The 17300-nt window shown below is 54.6% G+C and carries 13 protein-coding genes; 4 read left to right on the forward strand and 9 right to left on the reverse strand.

The window, feature by feature from the left end:
- Positions 1–8: 8 nt before the first annotated feature.
- From glgB to glgX, 4 genes are read left to right on the forward strand one after another with little or no spacing between them, the layout of a single operon-like run.
- Complete coding sequence (gene glgB / locus ACN08Y_RS08980) at positions 9–2144, forward strand: 1,4-alpha-glucan branching protein GlgB (RefSeq protein ID WP_419112455.1); 2136 nt, start codon at positions 9–11, stop codon at positions 2142–2144.
- The gene (gene glgC / locus ACN08Y_RS08985; protein WP_419100074.1) at positions 2141–3439 is read left to right on the forward strand and encodes a glucose-1-phosphate adenylyltransferase; all 1299 of its coding nucleotides are present in this window, start codon (positions 2141–2143) and stop codon (positions 3437–3439) included. The genes glgB and glgC overlap by 4 nt, the downstream gene beginning before the upstream one ends.
- 20 nt (positions 3440–3459) lie before the next feature.
- Entirely contained in the window at positions 3460–4914 is a 1455-nt protein-coding gene (gene glgA / locus ACN08Y_RS08990; protein WP_419112456.1) for a glycogen synthase GlgA, read from the forward strand.
- Positions 4911–6782 (forward strand): glycogen debranching protein GlgX, encoded by a 1872-nt coding sequence (gene glgX / locus ACN08Y_RS08995; protein ID WP_419112457.1) that lies wholly within the window; start codon positions 4911–4913, stop codon positions 6780–6782. Before glgA ends, glgX begins: the two co-directional genes overlap by 4 nt.
- A gap of 78 nt (positions 6783–6860) precedes the next feature.
- On the opposite strand, the gene nrdR is transcribed toward glgX, so the two are convergent.
- From nrdR to ACN08Y_RS09040, 9 genes are all read right to left on the reverse strand, one after another.
- On the reverse strand, positions 6861–7337 hold the full coding sequence (gene nrdR / locus ACN08Y_RS09000; RefSeq protein WP_419100071.1) for a transcriptional regulator NrdR: 477 nt from the start codon (positions 7335–7337) through the stop codon (positions 6861–6863).
- Positions 7338–7348: 11 nt separating this feature from the next.
- Positions 7349–8725 carry a histidinol dehydrogenase gene (gene hisD / locus ACN08Y_RS09005; RefSeq protein ID WP_419112458.1) on the reverse strand — a complete coding sequence of 459 codons (1377 nt, stop codon included), beginning with the start codon at positions 8723–8725 and terminating at the stop codon, positions 7349–7351.
- Between the two features lie 171 nt (positions 8726–8896).
- The gene (locus tag ACN08Y_RS09010; protein WP_419112459.1) at positions 8897–9694 is read right to left on the reverse strand and encodes an Abi family protein; all 798 of its coding nucleotides are present in this window, start codon (positions 9692–9694) and stop codon (positions 8897–8899) included.
- A gap of 194 nt (positions 9695–9888) precedes the next feature.
- Positions 9889–13431: a DNA polymerase III subunit alpha gene (dnaE, locus tag ACN08Y_RS09015; RefSeq protein WP_419112460.1), complete on the reverse strand. Its 3543-nt coding sequence runs from the start codon at positions 13429–13431 to the stop codon at positions 9889–9891.
- A 51-nt stretch (positions 13432–13482) separates the two neighbouring features.
- Positions 13483–14451: an RluA family pseudouridine synthase gene (locus ACN08Y_RS09020; protein ID WP_419112461.1), complete on the reverse strand. Its 969-nt coding sequence runs from the start codon at positions 14449–14451 to the stop codon at positions 13483–13485.
- 1 nt (position 14452) lies between these two features.
- Positions 14453–15025, reverse strand: a complete 573-nt coding sequence (lspA, locus tag ACN08Y_RS09025; protein WP_419112462.1) for a signal peptidase II — start codon at positions 15023–15025, stop codon at positions 14453–14455.
- A gap of 148 nt (positions 15026–15173) precedes the next feature.
- Positions 15174–15884 (reverse strand): DivIVA domain-containing protein, encoded by a 711-nt coding sequence (locus ACN08Y_RS09030; RefSeq protein WP_419112463.1) that lies wholly within the window; start codon positions 15882–15884, stop codon positions 15174–15176.
- A 361-nt stretch (positions 15885–16245) separates the two neighbouring features.
- Complete coding sequence (locus ACN08Y_RS09035) at positions 16246–16545, reverse strand: YggT family protein (protein WP_419100064.1); 300 nt, start codon at positions 16543–16545, stop codon at positions 16246–16248.
- A gap of 14 nt (positions 16546–16559) precedes the next feature.
- Entirely contained in the window at positions 16560–17243 is a 684-nt protein-coding gene (locus tag ACN08Y_RS09040; RefSeq protein WP_419100063.1) for a cell division protein SepF, read from the reverse strand.
- Between the last annotated feature and the right edge of the window lie 57 nt (positions 17244–17300).

Genomic DNA, 17300 nt, shown 5'->3' on the forward strand with positions numbered 1-17300 from the left:
GAAGCCTTATGGCGATCACCGAAGCAGAAGCTCTAGCCCTCACCACAGGGAGGAACCGTGATCCTTTCAAGGTTCTTGGCCCCAGTGAAGATGGCAAAGAGCTAGTTGCACTCTTCCCTGGCGCTCTGAAGGTCTGGGCAGTCAACGATACAGATCAGAACGAACTGATCCGCCCGTGGGCAGATATGCCAATCTTTGTGGGGGAGCCTCTCCCCTACTACCGATTACGCATTGAGTGGACCGGTGGCCATATCGAAGAGCGTCAGGACCCGTACCGCTTTGCACCCGTACTGGGTGCACTGGACGAGTACCTTATCGGCGAAGGCCGACACGAGCAATTGTGGAAGGTACTCGGAGCGCACCCCCTGGAGCATGAGAATATCCCAGGCCTGCATTTTGCGGTATGGGCCCCGAACGCTCACCGCGTCTCCGTAGTGGGTTCCTTTAACAGCTGGAACGGCATCACACACCCCATGCGCCCACTGGGATCTTGCGGTGTATGGGAACTCTTTATCCCCGGTCTTGGCGAGGGAGAAGTCTATAAGTACGAGATTCTAGGCCACGACAATGAGCTGTTACCGCTCAAGGCCGACCCTGTCGGCTTCGGGGCCGAGGTCCCCCCGGGAACTGCCTCTATCGTACGAAAGCTCGGCAAGCACACCTGGCAGGACGAAAAGTGGTTGCAGAGCCGGGCGCAGCTGCACGCACAGGATTCACCAGTCAGTGTCTATGAGGTTCACCTTGGATCCTGGCGGAAGGAAGGCTGGCATGATCTCATCGACTATGTAGCTGACCTAGGGTTCACCCATATTGAGGTACTACCCATTACCGAGCATCCTTTCGATGGTTCCTGGGGCTACCAGCCCATCGGCATGTATGCCCCTACCTACAGGTACGGGCTACCTGAAGATTTCCAAGCTTTTGTAGATCAGGCCCACCAAAAGGGACTCGGAGTTATTGCTGATTGGGTACCGGGTCATTTCCCCACCGATGAACACGGCCTCGGCCGGTTTGATGGCACAGCCCTCTACGAACACGAAAACCCCCAAGAGGGTTTCCACCCCGACTGGAACACTTTCATCTACAACTATGGTCGCCCAGAAGTAGCCGGGCATCTGCGTTCTAACGCCATCTACTGGCTCAAGGAATACCATCTTGATGGTTTAAGAGTGGATGCTGTGGCGTCGATGATTCACCGCGATTACTCCCGTAAAGCAGGTGAGTGGGTTCCCAACAAAGACGGTGGACGAGAAAACTACGAAGCTATCGATTTCGTACGCCAAACAAACGATGCCGTAGGTCGAAACACCGAAGGCACAATGATGATTGCGGAAGAGTCCACAACCTTCCCCGGCGTCACGCGAGAAACCCAAGACGGTGGACTCGGGTTTGACTATAAATGGAACCTCGGCTGGATGAATGACTCTCTCAGGTACTTTGGGCTAGACCCCAGTTACCGCAAGGACCATTCTGATTTGCTGACCTTTGGCATAACCTACGTATTCAGCGAGCGCTTTATGCTCCCCATCAGCCACGACGAAGTTGTCCACGGTAAGGGTTCGCTCTATGGGCGGATGCCCGGAGATCATGCATCCAAACTTGGAAATATCAAAGCCTTTTTAGCCTATATGTGGGCTTACCCCGGCAAAAAGCTTCTCTTCATGGGCCAAGAATTTGGCCAACCCGGCGAGTGGAACTACCAGAGCGAACTTGAGTGGAAGGTCCTAGAGGACCCAGGCCATCTGGGGGTTCAGTCACTGGTACGAGATCTAAACAGCCTTTACCGGCAACAGCCTGCCCTCCATCGCAGTGATTGCGACCCGCACGGTTTCCAATGGCTCCTTCTTGATGCTCTTGATGAACAGGTTTACGCCTGGCTACGCCGCGGAGCACCCCAAGACCCCCACATTGTGGTTGTTATGAATATGAGCCCGACTGAGTATGACGGCTTCAGGGTTCCCTTCCCAATAGCTGGACGTTGGCTTGAGGTTCTCAATACCGACTCGGCCCACTATCACGGTGGCAACCGTGGCCATGATGGTGCTATTGAGACAGAACCCGTCCCCATGGGCAACGAAGCTCAATCAGCTCTGGTCAAACTTCCACCCTTTTCAGTTATCTATTTTGCAGAGGAACAATCATGATTCCCAACACCCCTCCCAACAGCCCAAGGACCGGCAACCACCGCCTCTCAAGTCAGGCCATGGCCTTCGTGCTAGCTGGTGGCCGTGGCAGCCGTCTTGAAGAGCTCACTGACCGTCGCGCCAAACCCGCAGTCCATTTCGGAGGAAAGGCGAGAATTATCGACTTCCCTCTCTCGAATGCCTACAACTCAGGTATTCGAAAGATGGCTGTGGCAACCCAGTACAAGGCTCATTCACTGATTCGCCATATGCAGCGCGGCTGGGGTTTCTTCCGTGCTGAGCGTAATGAGTACCTTGATATTCTTCCTGCTAGCCAGCGTGTCTCTGAGCATCAGTGGTATTTGGGCACTGCAGACGCTATCTACCAGAACATCGATATCGTTGATGACTACCAGGTAAAGTACATTGTTGTTCTTGCAGGTGATCACATCTACAAGATGGACTATGAGATTATGTTGCAGCAGCATGTTGATAACAAGGCCGCTGTCACCGTTGGTTGCTTGACTGTCTCGCGTGAGGAAGCCAGCGCATTCGGTGTTATGGCTGTTGATGAAAATAGCCGAATCGTTGACTTCTTGGAGAAGCCTGCTAATCCTCCGAGTTCACCGGATAACCCGGACGAGTCCTTAGTGTCTATGGGGATATACGTGTTCGATTGGGCTTTGCTGCGTGAAATCCTGATTGCCGATGCGAATGACCCCGATTCCACGCACGACTTTGGCCATGACATTATCCCGCAGATCGTAAAAGACGGAAGGGCTTACGCGCACCGGTTTAGCGACTCATGCGTCATGAGCGGCCTTGAGACTGAGCCCTACTGGCGCGACGTGGGTACCCTGGACTCCTTCTGGCAGGCTAACCTGGATTTGACCGCCCACATTCCGCCGCTGGACTTCTACGATCGCACCTGGCCTATCTGGACCTATGGTGAGATTACTCCGCCCGCTAAGTTTATTCATAATGAGGGTGCCCGCAAGGGTACAGCGGTTCAGTCCCTGATTTCTGGTGACTGCGTGATTTCAGGTGCTCAGGTATCTAACTCTCTGCTCTTCACAGGGGTCAGGGTTCATTCTTTCGCTGAGCTGGATCAGGCTGTGGTACTCCCCCATGTAGACATCGGTCAGTCCGCTAGCCTATCCCGTTGTGTCATCGACAGCGACGTGCGCATCCCTGAAGGTCTCGTTGTAGGTAAGGATCCTGAAGAAGACGCCAAGTGGTTCCGCGTCACCAAGAACGGGGTAACTTTGATTACCCAACCCATGCTTGAGCGCCGTGCTGCGGCGCTGGAAGGTTAGTGGTAGGTATGGCTGGGCGCGTGAAACGTATACTTTCAGTTGCTTCCGAGTGCGCACCGCTGATTAAAACTGGCGGACTCGCAGACGTTGTGGGTGCTCTGCCCGCAGCTCTGGAGCCCCTTGGCTGGTCCTCCAGGGTACTCCTTCCGGCCTACCCTGGGCTATTGGACCGTATCGAGCGGGGGGTTCGAGTCTGGCATGATGATGACCTGTTCGGTGGCCCTGCAAGAGTGGTGCGAGGCAAGATTGACGGGTTAAAAGTGCTCTTGCTCGATGCGCCGCATCTTTTTGCACGCCAAGGTGGCCCCTACTCGGCGCACGGGCATGACCACCACGATAACCACATCCGTTTTGCTGCCCTCAGCTGGGCGGCAGCACAGATTGCCATGAATGGCACCACCGACAGCTGGAAGCCTGACCTTGTGCATGTTCACGACTGGCAGGCTGGGCTGGTGCCTTCCTACCTCAAGTATGCGGGGGCCAATATCCCCACGGTCATGACGGTACACAATATCGCCTTCCAGGGTGTTGTGGGTGCTGATCAGCTAGACGCTATGCGGCTGCCGACCTGGGATTTCACACCTGATTCACTTGAGTACTATGGTCTTCTTTCAACTTTAAAAGCAGGCATGGTTCATGCGTCGCATCTGAGCACTGTCAGCCCCAGTTATGCGCAGGAGCTCACCGACCCAGATTTCGGTTTCGGCCTTCAAGGTGTTGTTACGGCCCGCCGTGACCGCGGTGAGCTCTCCGGCATTATCAACGGTGTGGACACCACAGTATGGAACCCCGAGACTGACCCCGAAGTTGAGCCCTATTCCGCTACTCAGCCGGAGGGCAAGGCCCTTAACCGTCAGAAGCTACTCAAAGAGTTCAATCTGCCGGAGCCTACCGGGCCCTTGGCTGTTGTGGTTACCCGTTTGACCTACCAGAAAGGTATTGACCTGCTGGTAGAGGCTCTCCCCAGTTTCTTGGATCGGGGGGGCGCGGTGGTTGTTCTGGGTTCTGGCGACGCGGAGTACGAGAGTGCCCTGATGGATTTGGCAGCTCGTTACCCGGATCGTGTGGGTATTCGGATCGGTTACGACGAGGCTTTAAGCCACCGTCTCTACGCCGGTGGGGATATCGTCTTGGTTCCCTCACGCTTCGAGCCCAGCGGTCTGACCCAGCTCTACGGTATGCGCTACGGCACTGTACCTGTTGTTGCGGCAACCGGTGGCCTGCGCGATACTGTGAGTGATGCTACTCCCGAGCGTCTGGCTGACGGTACCGCCACCGGCTTTACCTTTGGTGATGCTTACCTGGGTGGCAGGATTGATGCCGGTGCTTTGAGCTTCGCTCTAGGTCGCGCTTTAGACCTCTATGCAGATCCTCAAGCCTGGTCAAAGCTGCGCTCAACTGCCATGGATCAACCTGTTGGTTGGGAGCACTCTGCCCAGAAGTACTCGGAGATGTTTGATAATCTCATTGCATGAAGGTAGAAATTTGGGCACCTGGAGCGAGCAAGATATGGTTTTGTGTATTCGATGAGCAGGGGCTTGAAACCCGGCATGAGCTAACTCATCGCGACGGTGAGTACTGGGTAGGCGATATTGCTGGTTTACAGCCCGCAGACCGATACGGCTTGAGGGCTACCGGCTGCGACCCCATATTCAACCCGGATAAACTTCTGCTTGACCCGTGGGCTCAGCATCTTGATGCTCCCCTGCGCTGGCACCCTCTGATGGCAGTCGATGCCGAGGGTGACAGCGCAGCTGTCATGCCCAAGTGCATCCTGGCTGATCCTCTGCCTGAAGGACCGGATCCAAGGCTCAACCGCCCCGGCCATGCCTGGGAGGACCTGGTGATTCTTGAGGCCCACGTTAAAGGTCTCACGGCTAAGCACCCCGATATTCGGCCCGAGATTCGTGGCAGCTACGCTGCTTTAGCGGATCCGGCAGTGCTCAAGCACTTGGGCGATATCGGCGTTAACGCCCTTGAGTTGCTGCCTGTCCAAGCTTTTATTGACGACCAATATCTTGTTCAACGTGGCCTAGTAAATTATTGGGGCTACCAGCCGGTGGCTTTCTCTGCACTTGAACCTCGTTATGCCTCTAAACACCCCAACGGGCTAGAGGCAGATGCAGAGTTCAGGCAGGCAGTGCATACTTTGCACGAGCACGGGATTGAAGTAATTCTTGATGTTGTTTTCAATCACAGTGGTGAAGGCGATCAGAGGGATTCCGTGCTGTCGATGCGCGGGCTCAACGATGCCGGTTACTATATGCGCAACCCCGATGGGTCCTATGCCAACGTCACCGGCACCGGCAACACCTTGGCGGTTCATAACCCTCAGGTACTGCGGCTCGTACTCGATTCGCTTCGCCATTTTGCTCAGCGCTACGGTGTGGACGGCTTCCGTTTTGATCTTGCGAGCACCCTGGGCCGTGATGAGACTGGGTTCTCCTCTCAAGCGGCTTTCTTCCAGGCTATCGCCCAAGACCCAGTGCTCAGGAAGCTCAAGCTGATCGCTGAGCCTTGGGATACCGGTTCAGATGGCTATCAGGTCGGAGGTTTTCCTCATCCCTGGCGTGAGTGGAATGATACTTACCGTGACGGAGTACGTCAGGCTTGGAGAGGAAACGGTGAAGCTGTAGGCCAGCTCGCTTCAGCTGTCATGGGTAGCGCCAGGCAGTTTGACCATTATGGGAGGCCAGCGACATCATCGATTAACTTCGTATCAGCGCACGATGGGTTCACCCTAGGCGATATCGTCAGTTATTCCCAAAAGCATAACGAAGCAAACGGTGAGAATAACAAGGACGGCCACAGCGAAAACTACAGTGACAACTTCGGTGTAGAAGGACCTACCGACAACCCAGATATTGCATCAGCCCGTCAGCGTCGCATTAGGGCAATGCTTGCTACCCTATTCCTTTCGCAGGGGGTGCCCATGCTGCTTGCCGGTGATGAGCTGGGGAATACACAGTTTGGTAATAACAACGCCTACTGCCAGGACAACGAGATCACCTGGATTGATTGGGAATCCGCTGATCGCTCCTTGATTGAATACGTTGGAAAGCTCACTAGCTTAAGGCGCCGTTTCCCTGAGCTGCGTCAGCGGGACTTTCTGCACGGTGAAGAGGTTAGCTGGTGGCGTTCAGATGGTGTACCCACTCAGGACCATGACTGGCTCAGCCCAGACTTTAAATGCTTCCAGGTGATGATAGAAAACATCCTGATGGTCTTTAACACCGGTGGTGAAATAGACCTGAAGTTGCCTCCACACCCTGAAGGCAAAGAGTGGCACCTTGAGCTTGCATCGGATGAATACCTACCGCAATCGGTTAGGGTCTACTCATAAGGCAAGGCTTTGGAGATAGTTTGATGGATTCATTTAGTGAGGCACACCGAGTATTGTCGGGTGTGCCTCGTTCTGTGTTTACAGCAGGGTGGGTTGTTGGCATTCTCCTGCGTCTGCCTCGCGGAGGTTAGCGATAGCGCGCTCAAAATCATCAAGGCTCTCAAAGGCCTGGTAAACGCTGGCAAAACGGAGGTAGGCTACGGTGTCGAGCTTTGAGAGTGGCTCAAGGATAGATAGTCCAACTTCGTGCGCGTCAATCTCAGCTAGACCCTTGGCTCGGATGTTCTCTTCGACCTCTTGAGCTAGCTTAGCCAGGTCATCCTCCCCTACAGGCCTGCCTTGGCAGGCTTTTCGGACACCAGAAATAATTTTTTCTCGGTTGAAGGGCTCGGTCACACCTGAGCGCTTAATGACCGAAACAGCCGTTGTTTCTACGGTAGTAAAGCGTTTACCGCAATTGTTGCACTGGCGGCGGCGGCGGATTGCTGAGCCGTCGTCGGTGGTGCGTGAGTCAACCACACGTGATTCGGCTTTGCGGCAGAAGGGGCAGTTCATAGTGGTGCCTCCTAACGGTTAGTTCCCGGTTGGGTACGGACGGTAATTGCCTCACCGTGGGCAGGTAGATCTTCATCGATAGCTAGGGCAACGATATCGTCGCCAATTTCGGCCAGGGCATCTGAGCTATAGTCGATGAGCTGTACGGCCTTCATGAAGACTGAGGTGTTCAGGCCGGATGCGAAGGAGGCTGAGCCACCAGTAGGTAGCACATGGTTAGAACCTGCCGCGTAGTCGCCCAGCGGTACCGGTGAGTAGGAACCAATGAAGATGGCACCAGCATTGCGGATACGACCGGCCACTTCAGCGGCGTTCTCGGTGTGAATCTCCAGGTGTTCAGCGGCATAGGCATCGGCCACCGAGATAGAAGCTTCAAGGGTATCGGTGAGTACGATCCCCGATTGAGGGCCCGAGAGTGCCGTAGCCACACGCTCGGCGTGCTTGGTGGCTGCCGCACGGCGGTTGATAGCCTCTTGGACGGCCTTGGCAAGAGCCTGGGAATGGGTGATGAGGACCGAACCGGCGTTGGGGTCGTGTTCTGCCTGTGAGATGAGGTCAGCTGCTACGAATTCGGGGTTTGCGGTTTCGTCGGCAATCACAGCAATTTCAGTTGTACCGGCTTCTCCGTCTACCCCAACAACGCCTTGGAGCGCACGCTTAGCCATGGCCACAAAGATGTTGCCGGGGCCGGTGATGGTGTCTACAGGGTCAAGGTAGTCCCCCGCGTCGTCTAGACCGTAGGCCATGGCAGCAAGGGCGCCGGCGCCACCAATCGCCCAGACCTCGGTGATGCCGAGCAAGCCTGCGGCGGCCAGGATAGTGGGGTGAGGTAGGCCGTCAAATTCTTTCTGGGGCGGGGTGCAGAGCACAAGGGACCCCACTCCTGCGGCCTGGGCCGGGACGGTGTTCATGATGACCGATGAGGGGTAGACAGCCAGCCCACCCGGGACGTAAACGCCGGCGCGGCGCACGGGGGTCCAGCGGTTGGTCAGAACAGCGCCGGGTGCTACCTCAATGGTCTGGTCGGCGGGGCACTGGGCTGCGGCAAAAGCACGGGTGCGTTCGATAGCAACTTCCAGGCCCTTACGGACGGCAGGGTCCAGGTTTTCCAGGGCCCGGTCGATAGCTTGCTGGGGTACACGCAGCGCGCCCTGTTCTACACCGTCAAAGCAGGCGGCAAGCTGGCGCAGGTAGTCGGCACCGTCTGACTGAACCTTCTGGATAATCTCCTGGACGGTGGTGAGCGCGTTACCAAGGTATTCGTTAGTCTGGCGGGGAACAAGGCGCCGTAGTTCTGCGTAGCTGTGGGGTGTCCCGCGCAGGTCAATGGTGCGCAGGGTGGGGGCGGGTGTTTCCCCTGAATTCTGGGTATTCTCTGATGTGCTCACAACCCCCATTTTAAGCCACCCGTCAAGCATAGAGGCATCTGTGACGCGGGCAAGCCCCTATGAAGTTTCTGTCTACCGCAATCCCCTTCAAATGCTGATAGATAATGCCCAGATTTTCTGGGCTTTCAAACCCACCACACCTGTTTTCTCTCAAAAATAAATACTCTTAAGCTATCGGTGATTACGGGGAGAAAGAGGTCGGGTATAGCCAGCCCACAAGGAAGGAACACCACAAAATTCCTGATGAAGCTCATTTAGAACAGGTTTACCCAGATCGCAACGCAGGTAGATATCATCCAGTGATGCGACGATATCGGCAATAGATCGGGGATCAAACTGCCCTACCAGCCGTTTTGCCCTACCCCTCACGTTGTTAGGGGTAGCACCAGCATCAATTACAGAGTGATTCCAGAGCCTACTATGGTGTGCACAACGATTTCGCAGATAGACCAGTGCCTTCACTCGGGAAGAAAAGCCCCTTTGAGCAAGACCAATCTCTGATGCAAGCCTCGCATGGAGGTTACCATTTGCACCTCGCTCGATTATTTTAGACAAAGTTCCAAAAGAAAAAGCTTGTACAGCTGACCAGATAGGAAGAGTTGAATACATCTCCCCTGTGGAAGATTGTTCTTCCTTGTATCGAAGAATATAGGGTTCTCGACTCCTACTGATATCCCTTAGACAAGATTCCACGACTCGGTCGCAAGTAGCCAAATAAAAGCTATCTTCCAGGTAGTTTCCATATGGCGAGTACTCTTCAGCTATCACTTTCGCAACTTTTGTTCGTAACATAAGTTCTACCGCAGTCAGTTGCCTGCTGAGCCGATAACGTATAGCTGCATCGGCTTGATAGATGTCTAGGATAGTTTCGAAAGAGGTTCCTTCGCTGAAGCTATCGTTGCCATCATGGGGTGCTTCCTGAAAATAGCGTGCATAGCCTGAAAACCGATAGTAGCTATCGGTTGCCAACAGTTGCCTGCAAGTGGTCTCATCCTCGATTATCAGGCCACGACTTTTGAGTAGTTCAAGCTGTTCTTGGATAGATAGGCTAGGCTTCAGGGTTTTTGCTCCAGATTGTTAAAAGGCCCCTCCCATTTGAGCATCCAAGAGAGGCTTGGGAGGGGGGCTATTACCTAAAGGCTACCACAGCAGTTATGGCTTACCTAGGCATCCAAGCAAGTTGGGCCTAGCAGTACCTTGAGGTCCCCGAAGAGCGCAGGGTTGGGGTTCACGCGCACATCGGCCCCCAGCCGCATCAAGACCCGTTTGGTGCGGGTATTAATCGCAATGCGCACCTCAGATTCACCCCTATGGTTGCGCAGGATATCGCGCAACTGCCCCAGGGTTTCCTCGGTGGCCTTGTACTCAGGAATCACAATGGTAACCGGTCCGCTAGCACCGTCAGCTGAAATCTCAGGGATGTGGAGCTCCTGCGCACTCAAGGTAACTGTCCCATCATCACGGCGTTGCAGACGGCCCTTAATGGTGCAGATAAGATCCTCCGCCAAAATACCGGCAATCGGTTCGTAGGCACGGCCAAAGAACATGACCTCAATCGAACCGGTACGGTCTTCAAGTTCCAGACGGGCGTAGGGGTTACCGGAGTTCTTGGCAATACGCCGGGAAACACTGGTAACCATACCCGCAATGGTCACGATAGCCCCATCCGGCTTTACAGAATCCTCAGATAGCAAGCCCTGAACGGTTGAATCTGAAAGCGCATCCAGTGCATCCTCCAGCCCGCGCAGGGGGTGATCAGAAACGTATAGGCCCAGCATTTCGCGCTCAAAGTTGAGCTTATCGCGTTTCTCCCACTCGGGAACATCAGGAATCTGGACGGTCAGCTCGCTGGCCGGGTCATCGTCGTCCAGGCCCAGGCCACCGAAGAGGTCAAACTGACCTGCGGCCTCCTGACGCTTGACCGAGACGGTAGCGTCAATGGCCTCTTCGTGAATCATGGACAGCGGCCGGCGATCATGCCCCAGCGAGTCAAAGGCACCGGCTTTAATCAGGGAGTCCACGGTGCGCTTATTGCAAACCACCATGGGAACCTTGGACAGGAAGTCATTAAAGTTCTCGTAGCGGCCCTTTTCCTCACGCGCTTGGACCATGGCCGAAACTACGTTCGCACCTACGTTACGAATTGCGCCCATACCAAAACGAATATCATCACCCACAGGTGTGAAGTTCAGGGCAGACTCATTAACATCCGGCGGTAGGACCGTAATCTTCATGTGTCGGCACTCATTGAGATAGACCGCCAGCTTGTCCTTATCGTCGCCAACGCTGGTCAGCAGAGCCGCCATGTATTCCTGCGGATAATGGGCCTTCAAATAGGCAGTCCAGTAGGACACCAAACCGTAAGCCGCAGTATGCGCCTTATTAAAGGCATAATCAGAGAAGGGAAGCAGAATGTCCCACAGGGCCTTGACCGCTCCCTCAGAGTACCCGTTATCGAGCATGCCCTGATGGAAGGTAGCGTACTGCTTATCCAGTTCTTCCTTCTTCTTCTTACCCATAGCACGGCGCAGAATATCCGCCTCACCCAGCGAGTAGTTAGCCACCTTCTGGGCAATGGCCATGACCTGTTCCTGGTAGACAATCAGACCGTAGGTGGTGTCAAGAATCTCTGCCAGAGGCTCTTCCAGCTCTGGGTGAATAGGGGTGACTTCCTGCACACCGTTCTTACGCAGAGCATAGTTAGTGTGCGAGTTGGCACCCATAGGGCCCGGGCGGTACAGCGCCAAAACCGCCGAAATATGCTCAAAGTGATCGGGCTGCATGAGCTTGAGAAGCTGGCGCATAGGGCCACCATCTAACTGGAACACGCCCAGAGTATCGCCACGAGCCAGCAGCTTGTAGGACTCCACATCGTCAAGTTCAAGGGTTTCCAGGTCAAGATCAAGGTCACGGTTGAGTTTAATGTTCTCGATAGCATCAGAAATGATAGTTAGGTTACGCAGACCCAAGAAGTCCATCTTGATGAGCCCCAGGCCCTCGCAGGTGGGGTAATCAAACTGGGTAATTACCTGGCCGTCCTGTTCGCGGCGCATAATCGGGATAACGTCTATCAGGTTGTGGCTGGACATAATAACGCCCGCCGCGTGCACTCCCCACTGGCGTTTAAGCCCCTCAAGACCCTTAGCGGTCTCAAAGACCTTGGAGGCATCAGGGTCGTTCTCAATCAGGTCACGCAGTTCCTGGGCATCGTTATAGCGCTTATCGTCGGGGTTATAGACGTTGGCAAGCGCAATATTCTTACCCATCACATCATCGGGCATGGCCTTGGTGAGGCGCTCGCCGGTGGAGAAGGGGTAGCCCAACACACGGGATGAGTCTTTGAGGGCCTGCTTGGCCTTGATAGTACCGTAGGTGACAATCATAGCCACCTTATCTTCGCCGTACTTCTCGGTCACATAGTGAATCACTTCAGAACGGCGGCGATCATCGAAGTCCACGTCGAAGTCGGGCATGGAGACGCGGTCGGGGTTGAGGAAGCGTTCAAAAATCAGATCGTGTTCCAGCGGATTCAGGTCGGTAATACGCATAGCGTAAGCCACCATGGAACCAGCACCGGAACCACGCCCCGGCCCCACGCGGATACCTTGAGACTTAGCCCAGTTAATAAAGTCAGCAACCACCAGGAAGTAGCCGGGGAAGCCCATCTGGGTAATAATCCCGACCTCGTACTCGGCCTGCTTGCGCACCTCATCGGGGATACCCTTGGGGAAGCGGTAGTGCAGGCCTCGCTCTACCTCTTTGACGAACCAGGACTCCTCGTTTTCCCCCTCGGGAACGGGGAAGTTGGGCATGTAGTTAGCCTTGGTGTTGAACTCAACGTGGCAGCGTTCTGCGATTTCCATGGTGTTATCGCAGGCTTCGGGGAAGTCACGGAAAAGTTCACGCATCTCAGCCGGGGATTTAAGGTAAAAGTTATCGGCGTCGAATTTAAATCGTTTGGGGTCCTGCAGGGTCGAGCCGGACTGCACACAGAGCAGAGCGGCATGGGCTTTAGCGTCCTCTGCGTGGGTGTAGTGCAGGTCGTTGGTGGCAACCAAAGGCAGCTTGAGTTCTTTGGCCAGCTTAATGAGATCGGACATCACGTTCTTCTCAATATCGAGACCGTGGTCCATAATCTCGCAGTAGAAGTTCTCCTTACCGAAGATATCCCTAAAGTCGCTGGCTGCCTGGATCGCTTCCTTGTACTGGCCAAGGCGCAGACGGGTCTGAATCTCGCCGGAGGGGCAGCCGGTGGTTGCAATCAGGCCCTTACCGTAGGTCTGGAGTAGCTCCCGGTCCATACGGGGCTTGTAGAGCTGTCCTTCAAGCGATGCCAGCGAAGAAGCGCGGAACATGTTGTGCATGCCCTCGGTGGTCTCTGCCCACATGGTCATGTGCGTATACGCACCGCCACCGGAGACATCGTCACGACCGGAGTTCTCGTCGCCCCATTTGACGCGGGTCCGGTCCTGGCGGGCGGTGCCGGGAGTCAGATAGGCCTCAACACCGATGATGGGTTTAATCCCGGCCTGGTTGGCCTTGTTCCAAAAGTCGAAAGCACCGAAGAGGAAACCGTGGTCAGTTGTTGCTAGGGAACCCATACCCAGTTGTTTGGAATGCTCGAAGAGATCGGTGAGTCGGGCCGCACCATCGAGCATGGAATACTCGGTATGCACGTGGAGGTGGGTGAAGTCTGTGCTAGCCAAAGCGCTTTTTCCTTACGAGATAGAGTCTCAGGGAGGGATGAGGGATCGGTGTTAGGGGCGGTCAGAGCCAAAGTTGCCCTGACGCAGGGCATCCAATGCGTAAGCGAGGTCTTGCGGGTAGGGGCTCTCAAATTCCACCCTTTCCCCGCTCGTGGGGTGGGTAAAGCCCAGGCGGTGAGCGTGAAGCCACTGGCGGGTAAGCCCCAGGTGGGCGCTCAAAGCGGGGTCAGCTCCGTAGGTGAGGTCACCGGCGCATGGGTGGCGCAGTGCCGAAAAGTGCACACGGATCTGGTGGGTGCGGCCTGTCTCCAGGTGTACCTCAGCTAAGGACGCCGGCCCAAAGGCCTCCACTACCTCGTAGTGAGTCACCGCAGGTTTTCCATCTTCGTTGACGGCAAATTTCCATTCGCTCCCGGGGTGACGGCCAATAGGCGCATCTATTGTGCCTTTGAGCGGATCGGGGAGGCCCTGAACCAAGGTGTGATAGACCTTGGTAACGGTCCGTTCCTTGAAAGCCTTCTTAAGTTCAGAGTAGGCACGCTCATTCTTGGTGACCACCATAAGGCCGGAGGTGCCCACGTCCAGGCGGTGCACAATCCCCTGGCGCTCAGCCGCACCGCTGGTGGCAATCTCAACACCTGCGTGCTTAAGTGCACCAAGGACGGTGGGGCCGTGCCAGCCCATGGAGGGGTGGGCAGCAACACCGGTAGGTTTATCAACCACCACGATGTCATCATCCTGGTAAATCAGGCTCAGTCCTTCCACATGCTCCGGTTCAATTTCAGTTAGGTCACGAGGGGGCGTACCGGCAACAGTGATTGTTGCGCCTGCGGCGACCTTGGAAGATGCTTTAGTTTTGATGCTGCGGCCTTTACTGTCGGTGAGAGTTACTTGGCCATTTTTGAGCCAGTTACTCACTGTGGCCCGGGAATAACCGCTGAGTGTGGCTAGCAAAGAGTCCAGGCGCAGGCCAGCCTGTTCAGCACTGACAATACATTCGATGTTTACAAGCTCACTCATTCTAGGCTTCTTCTTTCTTCCCCTGTACGGTGGTTGCACTGATTTCACGCTGTCCATCGAGCCGGTACCCCAAGAAGGTTAGAAGAACGATGCAGGCCATGGACATGCAGATGGCTGCATCCGCGATATTGAAAATAGCGAAATTGGGCACTGAAATATAGTCGACGACATGCCCCCTACCGAAACCCGGTTCCCGGAAGAGACGGTCGTGGAGGTTACCCACTATGCCCCCCGCTAAGATAGCCAGCAGGATTGTCCAGACAAGAGCACGGGACCTCACAATCAGGACGGAAGTGACGATAGCTCCCACCGTTGATATCACCGTAAAAATCCAGGTGGAGTTCTCCCCCATAGAGAAAGCAGCACCAGAATTTAGGTAGAAGCGCCACCAGAGCAAGCCATCAATCACAGTGATGCTTTCACCGGGCAGCATGGTGCTTTCGACGATATGTTTAACCCACTGGTCAGCGCCGTACACCACAGCAAACAGAAACCAGACAAGAACAGCTTTAGCTACACCAGAGACTGCTCGAACGGGAACCAGTCTTGTATTTTCTTTGAGTGATTGCGCCACTACTGCCTCTCTGCCACCTTGAATGAAACTGCCTTCTTAGCTTATCGTGTTCCCACCATAACCAAGGACAGCACGAATTGTTTTAAACATGACAGGCGGCACCTCACTAAAGTGAGGTAGCCGCCTGTCTGTGAAAGGCTAGGCCTTTCTACTGCTGGTTATTGCTAAAGACTCCGCGCTGGCCGAGGTTATTGTTCCCGCCACCTTGCGAAGGGGTGGGCTGGGCTGCAACGGATGCCTCGGACTTAGGTTCAAGTGCGGGAGTTTCTTCCAGGTTGGCAAGTTGCTTGCTCAGGTAGTCACGCAGTGTTGTGCGGTACTGGTTCTCAAAGGAACGCAGCTTGGCAACGGATACCTCAAGTTCCCCCTTGGCCTTCTCAAGGTTGCCAAGTACAAGGTTTGATTTGTCCTGAGCTGCAGTAACGAGCTGGGTTGCCTCTTCGCGCCCCTCGTTGATGAGGCGGTCACGTTCACGCTTGCCCTCAAATACGTAGTCGTCGTGTACCTTCTGAGCCATAGCCAGCAGGCCGGTAGCACTGCTGGGCGATGCAGAGTGCTCTGCGGGGCTGGCAGCAGCGGGTTCAGCAAGGGCAGCAGCGGGAGCAGGAGTTGCTTTAGTCTCAACAACGGGCTCGGGTTCAGCTGCAAGAGGTGCACTTACCTGCTGGGTAGGAGCAAGCGAAACCTTAGCCTCAGCTTCTTCAAGCTGACGCTTCAGGCTGGCGTTTTCGGCGTTCAGTCGACGGAGCTCGATAACGATCTCGTCTAGGAAATCGTCAACCTCTTCTGGGTTGTAGCCTTCCTTAAACTTTGTCGGCTGAAAGCGCTTATTAATAACTTCCTCAGGCGTAAGTGCCACGGTCGTTCACCTCTATTTTCTAATCTTTTGCTTCGCCCGTAGTGTCCCCGGTGCGCAGGTTCGTATGCTGATATCAAGCTTTTAGGTGATAGCTAGCAGGCTAGCTCATCTTGAGCGCTGTGAAACTTTTTAAAGTTGCTTGGCGCTAACTTAACGAAGCTCGAACTTTCAGAGCGCTGAAAGCTCGGGTAGACCCCTATTTACTACAAGATAAAACTACCTGGCAAATGTAAAAGTCGCAACATTTGTAGCGGGTATTACCTTTATCTGGCCTACAAAGTAGCCGTTTTGCTGGACATTTCTAGGTCTTTGCTCTGGTCTTATATTGAGCTTCACGCAACTAGCTGTCTGACTAGTGGTTTTAAGAAAAGCTTGCTGTCAAAGAGATCAGAAGCTGGTAACCAATAAACAGGGCCATCAACAGAATCATAAAGCCAAGATCCAGGGAAAATGATCCAAGGTTCAGGGGCTTGATGTAGCGCCGGGCCAGGTTCATGGGTGGATCTGTTACTGAGTAGACCAATGATGCCAAAATCAAAGCTAAGCCGCGCGGTCGCCAGTATCTCGCAAACATCTGCACCCAGTCAAAGACTAACCGCACCATAAAGAGCACGATCAGAAGGTAGACCAGGACTGCTAGGACAGCAAAAATGTAACCCATGTAAGGTCTCTTGACTAAATCTGGTTAAAGGGAGTGGCTTCGTCGCTGTCTAGCGCAACAGGTACCTCAACACCTTCAGCGCCCAGAACCTCAAGGTTGGCTGGGGTCAGCAGAAAAACTTTGTCAGTCACACGCTCGATGTGGCCGTTGAGTGCAAAAGCAAGACCTGCTGAAAAGTCGATTAGACGCTTAGCGTCGTTATCCCCCATATCGGTCACGTTCATGATGACCGGAATGTTTTCGCGGAAAGACTCCCCAATAATCTTTGCATCGTTGTAGGACCGAGGGTGAATCGTGGTAATGCGGCTCAATTCTTCACTGCTTTCTTGGTTGGGTAGGGCTACTGCTGTTTGGCCGGAGTGGGAGGATTGAATAGGAAGAGGCTCCCAGGAGTTCCCCTCTTCGCTGGAAAGATCTTCGGGATTTTTTGAGTCAACATAGCCTGCCCGGTCACTTTGGTACCGCGAATTCTCCGGGGAGATTCCCCGCAGAACGTCACGTTCAGCTGTTTCTGCATAGACAGTCTCAGCGGGGCGATCCGACTCGTAGGCATACTGTTCGTATCGGTCATCAGCCTCAAAAACGGTTTCTTCATAGACCGTTTCGGGGTGACGGTGGGCTTGATCGGCCCTGTCGTCATCGTGCTCAACTTGACCCAAGCCTAAATAGGCCATGGCCTGATGTAGTGTGCGAGCCATCTATGCCCTCCCTCTGAACGGCTACATATACCGCTCTCTGCGGTATTTTTGCCTATG

It is taken from the genome of Rothia sp. P5764, from assembly GCF_048512965.1.
Lineage (GTDB): Bacteria > Actinomycetota > Actinomycetes > Actinomycetales > Micrococcaceae > Rothia.